13 protein-coding genes are annotated in these 12850 nt (G+C 71.1%); 7 read left to right on the top strand and 6 right to left on the bottom strand.

Features of this window, described 5'->3' with window-relative positions; all coding sequences use genetic code 11:
* Nucleotides 1-96 precede the first annotated feature (96 nt).
* Together ACZ5IK_RS11245 and ACZ5IK_RS11240 are read right to left on the bottom strand one after the other, a co-directional pair.
* Complete coding sequence (locus ACZ5IK_RS11245; protein WP_465487588.1) at nt 97-879, bottom strand: ANTAR domain-containing protein; 783 nt, start codon at nt 877-879, stop codon at nt 97-99.
* Nucleotides 880-955: 76 nt separating this feature from the next.
* Nucleotides 956-1333, bottom strand: a complete 378-nt coding sequence (locus ACZ5IK_RS11240; RefSeq protein WP_465487587.1) for a VOC family protein — start codon at nt 1331-1333, stop codon at nt 956-958.
* A gap of 65 nt (nt 1334-1398) precedes the next feature.
* Between ACZ5IK_RS11240 and ACZ5IK_RS11235 the strand changes: the two genes are divergently transcribed.
* Both ACZ5IK_RS11235 and ACZ5IK_RS11230 read left to right on the top strand, forming a co-directional pair.
* Nucleotides 1399-1740 carry an STAS domain-containing protein gene (locus ACZ5IK_RS11235; protein ID WP_465487586.1) on the top strand — a complete coding sequence of 114 codons (342 nt, stop codon included), beginning with the start codon at nt 1399-1401 and terminating at the stop codon, nt 1738-1740.
* A gap of 104 nt (nt 1741-1844) precedes the next feature.
* Complete coding sequence (locus ACZ5IK_RS11230) at nt 1845-2696, top strand: SigB/SigF/SigG family RNA polymerase sigma factor (protein ID WP_465487585.1); 852 nt, start codon at nt 1845-1847, stop codon at nt 2694-2696.
* A gap of 46 nt (nt 2697-2742) precedes the next feature.
* Here ACZ5IK_RS11230 and ACZ5IK_RS11225 read toward each other — a convergent pair whose 3' ends face one another.
* The 3 genes from ACZ5IK_RS11225 to ACZ5IK_RS11215 form a co-directional block, all read right to left on the bottom strand.
* On the bottom strand, nt 2743-2868 hold the full coding sequence (locus ACZ5IK_RS11225) for a hypothetical protein (RefSeq protein ID WP_007031507.1): 126 nt from the start codon (nt 2866-2868) through the stop codon (nt 2743-2745).
* Between the two features lie 82 nt (nt 2869-2950).
* On the bottom strand, nt 2951-3382 hold the full coding sequence (locus tag ACZ5IK_RS11220) for a pyridoxamine 5'-phosphate oxidase family protein (RefSeq protein WP_465487584.1): 432 nt from the start codon (nt 3380-3382) through the stop codon (nt 2951-2953).
* A gap of 64 nt (nt 3383-3446) precedes the next feature.
* Nucleotides 3447-4196 (bottom strand): nucleotidyltransferase domain-containing protein, encoded by a 750-nt coding sequence (locus ACZ5IK_RS11215; protein WP_465487583.1) that lies wholly within the window; start codon nt 4194-4196, stop codon nt 3447-3449.
* A gap of 77 nt (nt 4197-4273) precedes the next feature.
* On the opposite strand from ACZ5IK_RS11215, the gene ACZ5IK_RS11210 reads away from it, so the two are divergent.
* On the top strand, nt 4274-4750 hold the full coding sequence (locus tag ACZ5IK_RS11210; RefSeq protein WP_465487582.1) for a TspO/MBR family protein: 477 nt from the start codon (nt 4274-4276) through the stop codon (nt 4748-4750).
* On the opposite strand, the gene ACZ5IK_RS11205 is transcribed toward ACZ5IK_RS11210, so the two are convergent.
* Nucleotides 4743-6047: a type VII secretion protein EccE gene (locus ACZ5IK_RS11205; RefSeq protein WP_465487581.1), complete on the bottom strand. Its 1305-nt coding sequence runs from the start codon at nt 6045-6047 to the stop codon at nt 4743-4745. The two genes, ACZ5IK_RS11210 and ACZ5IK_RS11205, sit on opposite strands and share 8 nt — an antisense overlap.
* 118 nt (nt 6048-6165) lie before the next feature.
* Here ACZ5IK_RS11205 and ACZ5IK_RS11200 point away from each other — a divergent pair, with 118 nt between their 5' ends.
* The 4 genes from ACZ5IK_RS11200 to ACZ5IK_RS11185 are packed head-to-tail and all read left to right on the top strand — an operon-like array spanning nt 6166 to nt 12509.
* The gene (locus ACZ5IK_RS11200; protein WP_465487580.1) at nt 6166-8232 is read left to right on the top strand and encodes a fibronectin type III domain-containing protein; all 2067 of its coding nucleotides are present in this window, start codon (nt 6166-6168) and stop codon (nt 8230-8232) included.
* A 28-nt stretch (nt 8233-8260) separates the two neighbouring features.
* The gene (locus ACZ5IK_RS11195; protein WP_465487579.1) at nt 8261-9214 is read left to right on the top strand and encodes an AAA family ATPase; all 954 of its coding nucleotides are present in this window, start codon (nt 8261-8263) and stop codon (nt 9212-9214) included.
* Nucleotides 9215-9216: 2 nt separating this feature from the next.
* Nucleotides 9217-10344, top strand: coding sequence for a DUF58 domain-containing protein (locus ACZ5IK_RS11190; RefSeq protein ID WP_465487578.1), 1128 nt, complete (start codon nt 9217-9219; stop codon nt 10342-10344).
* On the top strand, nt 10341-12509 hold the full coding sequence (locus tag ACZ5IK_RS11185) for a transglutaminase TgpA family protein (protein WP_465487577.1): 2169 nt from the start codon (nt 10341-10343) through the stop codon (nt 12507-12509). Before ACZ5IK_RS11190 ends, ACZ5IK_RS11185 begins: the two co-directional genes overlap by 4 nt.
* The last annotated feature ends 341 nt before the right edge of the window (nt 12510-12850 follow it).

Raw genomic sequence — 12850 nt, 5'->3', positions numbered from 1 at the left:
AGGCGAATACGGGTCCATCAGAACCCGAAACGCCACTCACGACCAACCGGACCGATGGTCTCCGCCGGGCACGCGGTGAACGGGCCCTCCGCGTCCTCAGGGGGTGTCGAGTTCCGTGTGCCGGTTGGCCAGGGTGGCGGCGACCTCGGCGAGTTTGACGTTGAGGTCCTGGGAGGTGCGGCGGAGCAGGTCGAAGGCCTCGTCGGCGGTCAGGCCGCGTCTTTGCATGAGGATCCCCTTCGCCTGTCCGATGACGTCGCGGGATTCGACGGCGCGCCGGAGGTGGCTCGCCTCCAGTTCCGCCCGGCTCACGGCGGTGGTGGCGGCCAGGGCGAGTGAGCCGTGAGTGGCCAGCAGCAGGGCGATGTCCTGGGCGGCGGTGTCGAAGGCGGCGGGGCGGCGGCCGTAGATGTTCAGCGCCCCGGGCAGCCTCGGCGGCTTCGCGTCGGGCACCAGCACGGTCGACAGGATCGAGGTGAAGCCGTGCTGGACGGTGGCCCGGGAGAAGTCCGGCCACCTGGTCTCGTTCGCCAAGTCGTCGCTGCGAATGTGGCCGGGGCTCCCATCGGCGGCGGCATCGACGCAGGGGCCGGTTCCGGCGCGGTACTGCACCTCGTCGAGCTCCAAGGCCACTTCCCGGGTCGAAACAGGGGTGTGGAAAGTCCCGTCCGGGGCACGGAGGGTGATCGACACCAGATCCGCGCCCGGTACCACCCGGTACGCGGCGTCGATGACCTGCTGGAGGACCTGCGCGGGTGTCGAAGCGATCAGCAGCAGACGGGTCAGTTCGACGAACTGCTCCGACAGAGGACCCTCCGGCGCGTTTGTGCCGGAGCCGAAGTCCGCCTTGTCACGCTGCCACAGTCGTTCGTCCGCCATCGAAGCCCGTTCACTAGGTTTCTTTAGTCCTTCACCGAATACCCCGTGGTGGCCGCCTCCAATCGAGGCGCGTGTCTCAGGGGTCGAGGCGCTTGTGGAGCAGGCAGAACACGTTGCCTTCGGGGTCGGCGAGCACGTGCCACGACTCCTCACCGGTCTGGCCGACGTCGGCGGGCCGCGCGCCGGCGGCGAGCAACCGCTCCAGTTCCGCGTCCTGGTCGCGGTCGGTGGGGTTCACGTCGAGATGCAGGGGGAGCTTGCCGGGCTTCGGGTCGTCGCTGCGGCTCAGGATCAAGGTGGGCTGCGGGCCGCCGAATCCGGTTCCGGGCGGGCCGATCTCGATGTCTTCACCCTCGACGCCGAGCTCCACGTATCCGAGGACTTCGCACCAGAACGCCGCCATCCGGACGGGATCGGCGCAGTCGAGGACGAGTTCGGTGATGCGGCAGGCCATGGCGCCGAGGGTAGCGAGCGGCCTTGGCGGTTGCAGGCCGATCCGTGTCCTTCTACCGTCGTTGGATGGCGTTCAACACCGAAACCGGGCAGTCCGCTCCTCTCACCGTGGTCGAGGCGGCGCGCTCGGACGGCGCCATCACGATCGCGGTGACGGGCGATATCGACATCTCGACCAGTCCCCGGCTCCTGTCGGAGATCCGCGCGTTGCTGGTGGGCGCTCCCCGCGTGGCGGTGATCGACCTGACCGGTGTCGGCTTCTGCGATTCCTCGGGCCTGTCCGTGCTGGTGCAGCTGAATCGCCAATGCGCCGAATCGGGGACCGACCTGGGGCTGGCGCCCTCCAAGGTGGTGCGCCGGGCCATCGAACTCACCGGTCTGCTGCCGACGTTGAAGATCGTCGAGTAGGGCTGGGGTTTCTCCGCGCGTCGATGTTTGCCGCCCCAGCCCGACGGGTATCCGTGGCTTGACGAAGACGCCGCACCGGTCAGGAAGGGACAGATGAGCCTTCGATGAACGCGCCGTCCCTCGTGGAAAACCTTGACCGGTCCGCCTCTCGCGACGAGGTGTCACCGGATTCGCGTGATCGCCGCGGCGGCAAGGCGCGGCGGAGTGACGATTACTCGCATTGCCGCCCTCTGTTCGACGAAATGGCCGCGTTGCCCGCGGATCACCCTGAGCGCCGTCGGCTGCGTGAACGCCTGATCCTCGAACTCCTGCCGGTCGCCGAGCACATCGCCGTCCGGTTCAGCGGACGCGGTCAGCCGAGGGAAGACCTGGTCCAGGTGGCCCGGATCGGGCTGATGAAGGCCGTGGACCGGTTCGACCCCGGTCTTGGCGGGGATTTCCTGGCTTACGCGGTGCCGACGGTCATGGGCGAGGTGCGCCGCTTCTTCCGCGACACGGGCTGGGCGGTACACGTCCCGCGAGGGATGCAGGAACTGCGCACCCGGCTCGCCCGGGGGACCACGGAGCTGACCCAGCTCCTCGGCCGCGCGCCGACGCCCACGGAACTCGCCGGTCACCTGGAGGTGGACGTCGAAAACGTCCGGGAAGGCCTGCTCGCCGCGAACAGCTATCAGACGTCGTCGCTGGACCGGCCCGTCAACGACGGCGAGGGCTCGGCGCCGCTCGCCGACGTGATGGGCGAGCTGGATTCCCGCTTCGAGCTCATCGAAGACCGCCACACCGTCGTCCCGTTGCTGAAGCGGCTGCCGGACCGGGATCGCGCGATCGTCACGATGCGGTTCTTCGATGGCCTGACCCAGTCGCAGATCGCCGAACGTCTCGGCATCTCCCAGATGCACGTTTCCCGGCTGCTCACGAAGATCCTTCAGGACCTGCGCGGCAGGATCGAAACCTGAGGGGAACAGGGACGCCGTACGTCCCCGTCCCCCTCACACGAACGGCTTACTGGCAGGCTTCGCAGTCCGGGTCGTCGATGCGGCAGGCGGCGCCGTCGGTGAGCGGGAAGTCGAAGTCGTCGAGCGCGGGGACGGCCAGAGCGGTTTCTTCCGGCGTGGCGGTAGCGGACATGTCACTCCCTTGGATAAGAACGGGTCTTCTCTCTCTGTAGCGCTCGAGATCGCCGCTCATTCCGTGACGCGTGCCACAGCGCTCAGACGGCCGCGAGGTCCTTGCCCGGCAGCATTCCGTTGGGGATGTCGGTGACGCGCCAGGAGTCCACGGTCAGCTGGACGGTCTCGATGGGCGTGTCCAGGAACGGCGCGACGTACGGGACCTTCGCCACGAGCAGGTCGCGGGCGGTCTGGGCCCGGTCGCCGTCCAGGACCTCGGCGCGGACCATCGCCTGGAGGAACGGGTCGGCGGGAGAGCCGGTGGAGACGATGACCGAGGCCACCGGGTTGCTCCGGATCGCGGCCAGGGTGCGACCCCGTCGTTCGAGGACGAGGACGAGGGTGAACAGGTCGGACTCGGCGAAGAACACGCCGTTCACCCAGGGGCCGGACTCGCCGGCGGTGGCGAGGTACAGCGACTGGTGCGCCGCCAGTGTGGTCCGCGCGAGGGCGGAGACATCGGTCGTGGACATGGCGACTACTAGAACCCGGCGACGGCGGACCGCCAAATTCGACCATCCTATCGGGCGATTTTGGCTACTTAGTGGCGAGAAACAGTGCGTCCGCCTCGTCCAGCGCCCTGGCGAGAACGCCGGGATCCGGCCGCAGACCGGCGACGATCGCGTCGATCTCGCGCAACCCCGCCCGCCGCAGCAGCCGTTTCTCGTTGGTGACCCACTCGCCGCGGGCCGCCAGCACCGCGTGCGCCGTCTCCATGGCGGCGGTGGCCAGCGCACCCGCGACCTCCGTGGCCGCGCCGCGCGCGACGTAAGCGCCCCGGGCGTAGCGCAGTGTCAGTTCCGCGCGGCCCCGCCACATCGGCGGAGCCGTTTCCCGCAACGCTTCCGGGTACTCCGGCCGCGGCAGGTCGCCGCGCAGCACCCGGTTGACGGAGAGTTCGGCGACGACCAGGTAGCTCGGGATGCCCGCGAGGTGGAACATCAACGGCTCCCAGTGGAACCGGCCCTCCCGTGCTTCGGCGAGGTGGTGTTCGACGGCGTCGAGGTCGCGGTAGTGGACGTCGACCTGCCTGCCGTCGATCGTGAGCCAGGCGCCGCCGTTGAACACGCCGCCGCCCCAGTCGCCGATCTCGGACACTTCGCCGTCCCAGCCGACGGCGCGCAGGTACGCCGGATCGAAGCCGCCGCGGTAGTAGACGGCGAAATCCCAGTCGCTGCCGGGGTCGTGTGTGTTCTGGGCGCGTGACCCGCCGAGGGTGACGGCGTGCACGGACGGCAGCGCGGCCAGGCCGTCGGCCACGGTGGCAAGGAAGGTTTCGTCGTTCATGGCGTAAGCGATCTTACGGGCGAGCGCGACAGGTTTTTGAGCGCGCGAGAGCCTGCTCGCGGCCTTACGCTCGACAGATGACCACGACCCCGGGACGACTCCGCGCGCCGCTGGCGTTCCTTCCGTTCCTGGCCGCCGTCGCGGTGGTGGCGCTCGTGGGCGGGCTGGCCGCGAGCAACGCCCGGTCCGTCTACAGTGGACTCGAACTGCCGCCGTTCGCACCGCCCGCCTGGCTGTTCGGTCCGGTGTGGACGGTCCTGTACATCGGGATCGCGGTGGCGGGCTGGCTGTACTGGAAATCCGGCGGCGAGCGCCGCGCGCTGGTCTGGTACGCGGTGCAACTGGTCCTGAACGCCGCTTGGACCCCGCTGTTCTTCGCGGCCGGTGCGTACGGTCTCGCCCTGGCCGACATCGTGCTGCTCGACGTCGCCATCGTCGTCACCGCGCTGTACTTCCGCCGGTCTTCCCGGGTTTCGGCCGTGTTGTTGCTGCCGTACCTCGCCTGGACGTCGTACGCGACGGCGCTCAACGTCGCGATCGTCGTGCTCAACTGACCCCGATCGGCAGCGTGGCGGCCACTCCCTTGGCGTGCCTGCCGTCGAGCCGGTCCAGGGTGAGCCCGCCCCGGCGGACGGCGAGTTCCAGGTCCCGCACCGCGTGCTCGACCGCTTGAGCCCCCGCGGCGGCGACCCTGATCGCCGCGCTCACCCGGGGTTCGGTCTCGGCTCCTCGGCGCGCGGTCACGGCGAGCGTCACCGCGGCCCGGGGCGCGGCGGCGAGCAGGCGGCGCGAAAGGTCCGCCGCGAGCGCCGGTGACAGCGCGTCCCAGCCTTCGAGGCGGAAGGTCGCCTGGCAGATCGGGCCGCTGTGCCAGAACCGCCATTCCTCCCGGATACGTGCCCGGCCCGCGGTGACATGCGCCAGCGACGCGAGCGCGCCGAGCACCTCGTTTTCGGCGAGCGACCGCACGGGCAGGCCGTCGCGGCGGAGTTGCCGCCGCACCCGCCGGACCGTGTTCCCGAGCGCCTGTCGCACGTCGGCGTCGTGATGGACGTCGACAGTGCGCAACGCCTGCAGCGCGACCCAGCCACGCGGCGGCCGTGAGCGGTCCGCGCCGACGTGCTGGATGACCTGCGCGGCGACGTCCAGAGCCTGTTCCCGCGACGGTGGCAGCAACGTCAGCGGTGACGGCATCGGCCGTTCTCGTGCGGCTGATTTCGGTTGCAGCACAGCGGTGATCCCGTCGGCGCGGCTGACCATGAACACCGTCTCGCCACCGATCTCACCGGTGGTCCCCGCCGCTTCCGGGGACAGCAGGCTCAGCAGCGCCCGGCCCGCCTCGCCCGCGTTCCGGAGATCCCGGTCGCGGTCGCGGGTCAGGTATCCCGACGCCGAACCGAGCCATTCGTAGAGCCAGCGCCCGCGAACCCGGACGGCGGTCAGCGCGACGGTCACCACGGACGCGGTGACCACGGCGGCCGCCAGCGGCCATGGCCGTCCCGCCACCAGGACGAGCGCGACGACGACGAGCTGCCAGCAGACGATCTGCAGGACACCGATCCGGCGGGGACGGCGTCCCGAAGCGGGTGCCACCGGATTCGGCCGCGGCGGCCCGGGCACCGGAGCGGGAACGGGCGCCGCCGCGGACCACCGCGGTCGTTGCTCCGCCTGGCGAGCGGCGCTCAACGCGGCCAGCGCGGCCTCACGTGCGGCGGTCCTGGCGTCCGGCGCCGCGTAGGTGAGCTGGCCGGGCAGGGCCTCCACCCGCGGTACGGCCGGCGCCGCCCGGGGAAGCGGCGGGGGCGGAGCCTGGTACCGCTCGCCCGTCCTGGCCGCGCCGAGATCGGTCATCGTCCTGCCTCCTCAAGCCGTGTGCGCCTCAGCGTCCCCGGCGAACATGAGGTTTCGATGACACGGCCGGGACAGGCTGTTTCATCGAAATTTCATGGTCGCTCTCTAGCTTGATCGCGTGAACACCGACGAGCGGAGCACGAAGCGGTTCAGCGTGGTGGCCAGGACCCGGATGGCCGTGGCGCTGGTGGTCGCGGGCTGCCTGGCGCTGGTCGGCCTGGCCGTGAGCGGACAGGCGTCCACGCCGGCGGCGCTGGAATTCGTCCAGGTCGGCCACTGGGTCTACAACGACGCCGCCCAGTCGGCGTTCCACGTCGACGGCTCGACGAACCGCGTGGACGCGCGCGCGAACGTGCCCGGCGCCGAAAGTGGCAGCCAGGTCGTGCAGGGGGACGACTCGGGCTACGTCGTCGAGCGGAACCGCATCACGGAGTTCGACAAGGCGACCTTGAGCGTGGACGAGTCCAAGCCGCCGCCCGCGCCGGAGACCCCGTTCGTGATGGAGGTCATGGGCGGTCCGTACCTGGTCTACCGCAACGCCGGTCAGGTCGTGCGCCTCGGCGATCCGACCGCGACAGTGCCCGCAGGGGGGCCACTGTCCCGGCCGGTCGCGACCGTCGAGGGCACGGTGTGGGTGCACCGCGTCGACAACGGCTCGATCTGCGAGCTGCCCAAGGGCGCCGCCGTCCTGACCTGCACCGCGCATCTCCCGCCGTCGCACGGCGGCGGGCTCACGCTGGTCGGTGACCGGCCGGTCGTGCTCGACACCACCGGCGACAGCCTCCACCGGGTCGGCCTCGACGGGCTCGGTGAAGCCCTTCCCCTCGGCATCAAGCTCTCGCCGTCGGCCCAGGTGGCCACCAGCGCCGTCGGCGACCGGCTGGCCATCGCCGACCCGGAGCGCAACCAGCTCCACCTCATCGACATCAGCGGCCTCGACCAGGACCGCCCGTCCGCGAAGCCGATTTCGGTCGAGCTGACCAAGGGCAGCCGGTTCAACGGCCCGGTCTCCTCGTCGAACGTCTTCGCCATGGTCGACGAAACCCGCGGGGAAGTCCTGACCTACGACATGGCGGGCAAGCTCAAGTCCACGGTGAAGGTGCCAGGCCAGGCCGCGGCGGCGAGGCTGGCCAAGGGCGAGGACAACCGGATCTACGTCGACAGCTCCGACGGCTCGCACGTCCTGGTCGTCAACGGCGAGGACGGCACGGTGCTCGACGTCGATGTCGACAAGGCAGCCAGCAGCCAGACCGCGGGAGCGCCGTCGGCCACGCCGGAACCGCCGTCCGGTAACGAACCCCCGCCGCAGCAACAGCAACCGCCGCAGCAACAGCAGGCGCCGCCGAACACCCAGAAGCCGGTTCCGCCGGTGGCGAAGGCGACCCCGCCCGGCGCGCCGAGGAACGTGGGCGCGACCTCGGGGGACGGCTCGATCAAGGTCTCGTGGAGCCCGGCCGCCGACAACGGCGCGCGGGTCACCGGCTACCGGCTGACCTGGTCCGGCGGTTCCACCCGGGTCGGCGGGTCGGCACGGGGGGCCACCGTTTCCGGGCTGAAGAACGGAACCCCGTACGTGATCACCGTGGTCGCGGAGAATTCGGCGGGCGTCGGGGCGGGGGCCAGTGCCAAGGCCGTCGTCCCGGGACCGGCGTCGCGGCCCGCCACGGCCCCGGTCGTCACCGCGAACGCCGGTGCCGACGGGAAGGTCTCGGTGAGCTGGACCCAGCCCGACCTCCGCGGCGGCACGCTGGTGCACTACCTGGTGAGCGCGACGGGCCAGGGCGAGCGCAAGCTTTCGGCCAGGTCCACGGAGTTCACCGGGGTCAAGGGCGCCATCACCATCACGGTCCGCGCGGTGACGAAATTCGGTTCGGGGGCCGCGCTCACCGGGGCCGCGGGCAGCCGGAAGGTCACCGTGCCGGTGGCTTCGGGGCCGCCGACGATCACCATCACCCAGGTGCGGGGCGAGGGCAGCCAGCTGTTCGTTTCCGTGATCGCCGACGGGAAGGGCGCTCCCGCGACCTGCCAGGCGGAGTTCTTCGGCAAGACCAAACCGGTGGCCTGTTCCGGGGCGACGACCCTGGTCATCTCGGAGGTCTCCTGGATCGGCGCCATCACGATCGACGCATCCATCAAGACCTCGGCGGGTACCGCCACGGACACCTGGCGGGGTGTGCCGTCGTGACCGGCCGACGAAAGGACAAGGAAGTTCTGTGACGCTCACACCCAGGGTCGCCTACGAGCAGATCGCCGAGAACGTGCAATCGGTGGTGCGCGGCAAGCCGGAGGTCGTCCGGCTCACCGTGGCGGCGCTGTTCGCCGAAGGGCACCTGCTGATGGAGGACGTGCCCGGCGTCGGGAAGACGACGATCGCGCGCTGCCTCGCCGCCAGCATCGGCGGCCGGTGGAGCCGGATCCAGTTCACCCCCGACCTGCTGCCCGGCGACATCACCGGCGTGATGGTCTACCACCAGAACACCGAGCGCTTCCAGTTCCACCCCGGCGGGATCTTCGCCAACGTGGTGCTGGCGGACGAGATCAACCGGGGGACGCCGAAGACGCAGGCCGCGCTGCTGGAGGTGATGGCCGAGCGCCGGGTGACCGTCGATTCGGTCGGCCAGGCGGTGCCGCGGCCGTTCCTCGTGGTGGCCACGCAGAACCCGATCGAGCTGGAGGGCACCTACCGGCTGCCCGAGGCGCAGCTGGACCGGTTCCTCATGCGCATTTCCGTCGGCTACCCGGATCTGGAATCCGAGATGCGGGTGGTGATGGGGGACTGCGCGGGGGTGACCCCGGACGAACTGAAGCCGGTGCTGGGCATCGCCGACGTCCAGCAGGTGATCGACGAGGTCCGGAAGTCCCATCTGGCACCGGAGATCGTCAACTACGCCGTCCGCCTCGCAGCGGCGAGCCGGACGCATCCGGACGTCCGCTACGGCGCGAGCCCCCGGGGCAGCATCGCGCTGATCCGCGCGGCACAAGGGCTCGCCGCCACCTTCGGCCGCGACTTCGTCACGCCGGACGACGTCAAGGACGTCGCGCATCCGGTGCTGGACCACCGTCTGGTGCTGACGCCCGACGCGGAACTCAACCAGCGGCGGACCGCCGACATCGTCGACGAACTCCTGGGCGCGACGGCCGCTCCCATGGCCGCGATGGGGAGGTAGGCGTGCGGCTCACTCGCCGCGGCGTCATCGTGCTCGTCTTCGCCGCCGGGTTCTACGCGCTCGGCGAGTTCGGGGGGTACACGTTCTTCCGCGCGTTCGCCGGTATCGCGGCGGCCGCGGTGCTGATCGCCTTGGCCACCACCAGGTTCCGGCCGAAGGTGGAGATCGGCCGGACGGTCCGGCCGGACCGGGTCGAACGCGGGAAGCCCGCGCTGGCCTCGCTCGTCGTGCGCAACACCGCTTCGCGCAGGCACGGCGGTTTCGCCGCGGGGGACGGGATCGGGACCGAAACGCATCGCCTGCGCGTCCGCCCGCTCGCCCCCGGCGCGGAAGCCACGTACCACTACGAACTCCCGACGACGGTACGCGGGAAACTGCGGGTCGGGCCGCTCGTGGTGCACCGGCCGGATCTGTTCGACCTCGCCCGCGGCGAACAGACCGTCGGCGGGACCGCCTGGCTGTGGGTGCATCCGCGGCGGCACGCGGTGCGCGCCGCGCAGGCGGGCCATCCGCGGCACCACCACGAAGGCCCGATCACCGATCCGCCGCTGCGCGGTTCGGCGGATCTGCGCGCGGTGCGGGAGTACGTGATCGGCGACGAGGTCCGGCATCTGCATTGGAAAGCGACCGCCCGGACAGGGCGGCTCATGGTGCGCGAGTACGCCGATCCGGCCCAGCCGCGGTTCACCGCCGTGCTCGACACGCGGCGCTCGTCGATGAGCCCCGCCGTCTTCGAGGAGGCCGTCGAGGTGGCGGCCTCGCTGTGTTACGCGTCGGCGTCGGCGGGACAGCACTGCCGCCTGATCACCGCCACGGGCACGGACACCCTGACCGACAGCGGCGTGCGCGCGGCGAGGACCTTGCTGGACGAACTCGCGCTCGTCACGCAGGACGCGGCGGACGACGCGCCCCTGCTGCCGTCAGTCCTGGCCGCCGGTCAGCGCCCGGGAGGGGTGCTGGTCGTGATCACCGGTCCGGACGCCGACCTCGGCCACGCCGCTCGCTGGCTGCCCGACACCGTGGTCCGGCTCGGTGACCTCAGGCCTTCGGCGGGCGCAGGCGGCCTGATCATCGCCGTCGACGCCGCCGGTGCCGCTGCCCAGTGGAATTCCTTGGCGGGCAAGGCATGAGCGCAGGGTTCGACCGGATCGCGGTCGCCGGGCTGCTCGGCGCGACGGGGGTCGCGGGGCTGCTGTTCGCGCCGGTGTTCGGCTGGGAGGCGTTGCTCGTTCCAGTGCTCGTGGTCGTCCTCGTCGGCTACGGCTGCGCGGAGCTGACGGCGAAGTTCCCCAGGCTGGTTCCCTACCGGCCGTTGCTCTTGGCGCTGCTCGGCCTGCTCGGGCTGATCGAGACGGTGCTGACCTCGACCACGCTCGCCTACCTTCCCACCGCGGCGTCGGTGCAGGGGGTGGCGCGCGGCCTCACCGAAGGCTGGCAGCTCACCCTGCAGTCCACCTGGCCCGCGCGGCCGGTTCCCGAACAACTGCTGTTCGTTCCGCTGTCGGTGCTGATCGCCGTCGTGCTCGGGCTGGAATTGGTGCTGCGCCTGAAGAAACCGCTCGTGTCGCTCGTGCCGAGCCTGGCCGTCGCCGGACTCGCGCAGGCGTACCAGGCGTTGACGGGCATCGGCGCGGTGGCGGCGGCGCTGGGGTATGCGCTGCCCGCCGGGCTCCTGCTGTGGTCGGGCCGCCGGCAAGTGGTCCGGGCCCCCGGCGGGCCGCGGTTCTCGTGGCGCGTGACGGGATCGGCGGTCTGGCCGGCACTGTCCACTGTGGTCGCTCTCGTCGCGGGCGCCGTCGTGCTCGCCGGGCTCGATCCGGTCGGGCGCGATCCGCTGACGCTCAAGGACACCCAGGCCGCGCCGCCGCCGAAGAGCAGGCTCGGCAACCCGCTGGACGACATCGCCCAGCGGCTCACCCGGCCGGACGAGGAGGTGTTCCGCTACCGCGGAGACACCCCCGTCGATCAATGGCGCTTGATCGTGCTGAACGGTTTCGACGGCTCGAACTGGCTGGCCGATTCCCGGCTCCGGCGGCTCGGCGCGGGACTCGACGGCGCTCGCGACGGTGCGGGTGGTTCCGCCGAACTGCGGGTGCGCGGGCTCGCCGGACCGTGGCTGCCGAGCCATCCGGATCTCACCGGTGTGGACGGTCTGACGCCGCTGGTGGACGAATCCGCAGGCACCTTGATGATGGATTCGCCGTCCACCGGCCCAGAACGGAACTATCGGCTCAACTGGTCCTCACCCGACGTCGACCTGGGCTCCGGGGAGGTCGACGCGCGGGCGCCGGGCGGGCTCGGCGGACTCGGCGCGGTGCCCCCCGAACTCGAGCAGGTGGCCAGGGATGCCGTGCGCGGTCTGCGCCCGACGTTCCAGACCGCGTTGCAGCTGGAACGCTTCCTCAGCACGAACTACCAGGTCGCGGTGGGCAAGGAGGATTTGCCGACCGGGCACGGCTGGCCGCAGTTGCGGCACTTCCTGCTGGAGAGCAAACGGGGCACGAGCGAGCAGTTCGCCACGGCGTACGTGGTACTGGCGCGGATGAGCGGCATCCCGGCGCGGCTGGTCGTCGGATTCCGCGGTTCGGCCGAGACCGACGGCGGGATGAACGTCGTCCGCAACCGCGATGTCCTGGCGTGGCCCGAAGTCGCGGTCGCCGGGGCGGGCTGGGTGGCCCTCGACCCGACCGCGACGGCGGGCAAGGCGGGACGGGATCAGGGTGGTCCCGGCAAGGCCGTCGCGCGGGCGAGGGCCCAGTTGCCCGCCGAACAGGAACTCCGGCCGCCGCAGCTTCCGCCGGGTACGCCGCCGGACGCCGCCGAGGACCAGAGCGCCGACGTGGGGGCGGGCTGGTGGTGGCTGGCGGCCGCCGCCCTGATCGTCCTTTTCGGACTCTTGTGGCTCTTCGGGGTGCCGATGGCGAAGGTCGTTCGTGCGCGGCGGCGGCGTCGCCGTTCGGGTGCGGAAGGGGTGCTCGGCGCCTGGGACGAGATCCGCGACCGGTTGCGCGCGCACGGCGTGCCGTTCCGGATCGGGATGACCCCGCGGGATCTCGCGGAGTCGGCGGGCGCGCTCGCCGGGGAGGGGATCCGCGAGCCTGTCGCCAGGCTGGCCAAGGTGCTGGACGTGACGCTGTGGTCCGGTGTCCCGGTGGGCGATGGCGCCGTCCGGCGGGCGTGGCAGGAGGTCGGCGAGGTCCGCCGGGGCCTGGCCACCAGACCGTTCGCGGCTCGGGTGCTGGCGGCACTCGAGCCGCGGACCCTGGTGCCGATCAAGGCTGCGCGCCGGTCTTGAGCGGCGTGGTGGGTCCAGTTGGTCGTGGGGGGGGGGGGGGGGTTTTTTTCCCCCCCCCCCCCCCCCCCCCCCCCCACGACCCACCCGACCCACTCGGTACCGGCACCCTTGTCGCCGGAAGTACGTGAAGGCCCCCTTCCTTGCGCCTAAGTACAGGAAGGGGGACTTCAAGTACTTGGGGAAGGTGTGAAGGTCGCGTTTCTTCGGCTGAGCCGAGTGAAGGAGTCCTTCACGCGCCGTCGCCGGGGCTCGTGAGGTTGCTGAGGCTGAAGGTGCTGTTCTGGGCGAGTGAGGGGAACTTTGAGGGACCCTGGGTCCCTCAAGGAGTCCTTCACGGACTC

It is taken from the genome of Amycolatopsis sp. NPDC031561 (assembly GCF_055580625.1).
Note: the sequence above shows the minus strand (reverse complement) of the source record. Positions and strands in the feature narration are given on the sequence as shown.